The sequence below is a fragment of the Lunatimonas salinarum genome, assembly GCF_017811155.1.
GTDB lineage: Bacteria > Bacteroidota > Bacteroidia > Cytophagales > Cyclobacteriaceae > Lunatimonas > Lunatimonas salinarum.
The window spans coordinates 1-1170 of record NZ_JACVCV010000079.1; the positions used below are offsets into that span (position 1 = coordinate 1).

A 1170-nucleotide genomic window follows, 5' to 3' on the forward strand; every position below is an offset into this window, starting at 1 on the left:
TATAAGCGTTGATTGGAGGATAATGCGATGCTTTCCGAAGACTTTTTATCAAAATAATCTATTAGCAATTTTTGGTATTCTGAATTTTCTTGGGACAAATACATCAAGGTATGGTGCCCATTTGGTTTTCTTTCTCCTTTAGGTATGGCAAACACCAAATCATTCCCTAGACTTGCTGTGTGAAGAGGCCAAAAATCAACCATAAAATCCTTCATTCCAACACCTGTATAATCATAGATATAGGCCCTTTGATTGGGTGGAGACAGTACAGCAATTTGCTCCAAACCAGGGATGAACGCAAAATCCCTTATATCAGCATACTCTGTAGGACCAATTCCTTTTTTGCCTATTTCACCTATATAATCCCCTTGATAGCCAAAGTGCAGCAATCTACTCTTATCCGAAATTAGTACTCCCTTTTCAAAAAATTTGATTTGTTCACTAGGTTTTACAATATGACCGAAGATACTCTGTTCGTTGGTTTCCAGAGAAATATATTCAATACTTTCGGCAATCTCACTCAAATTTATAGTTTCCTTTCTACCCGTAAGCAGGGGATCCAACTTTATCACACTAACATGCTTTGCATCATCAGAAACTGGTTCACTACAAGCACCTATCAGCGCGAAGAACAGAACAAAATATTTTCTACCTATACCCATTAAATTATATAAAGAAATAATAGAATACTTTATTAGAATATAAACAGTATACTTCCACCAGATTAATTTCATTCATTTAAGTAAAAATAGCTGCATACAAAACACCAATTCTCAGTATAAGCACACTGAAACTGGTGTTCTGTATGATCAACTCTATTCCAATTCATAAATGGCAGAAAATTGTACTAAATATAAGCTTATCAACCACTGGAGCCTCCTGAGCAAACGTGGTCTGTACAAGAATCTGTTGGATTTCCCGAATATTCACATAGCTCTTGGTTCCCACATGATTCTCCATTCGCATTCATACATAACCCCCCTCCAATTATGGATCTTTTGGAATAAGATTGGTTATGATAGGAATTTAAACATGCTCCACCTTCACCCTGCGCATAAGCCTTGTTCCCCAACTCAATCAAGGTCAACGAAGGCAGCGTCTTATCCTTCTCAAATTCCAAGCTGATCATGATGTTAAATACCAGCATGACGCCGAATGCTCCCGCAGCGA

2 protein-coding genes are annotated in these 1170 nt (G+C 37.5%); both read right to left on the bottom strand.

The annotated features are described in order from the left end of the window. Positions 1–734, bottom strand: a 734-nt coding sequence (locus tag IAQ59_RS21965; protein ID WP_209333004.1) for a 6-bladed beta-propeller, incomplete at its 3' end; no start/stop codon positions are given. A gap of 128 nt (positions 735–862) precedes the next feature. After that, the coding region (locus IAQ59_RS21970; protein WP_209333005.1) for a hypothetical protein at positions 863–1170 on the bottom strand (308 nt) is incomplete at its 5' end.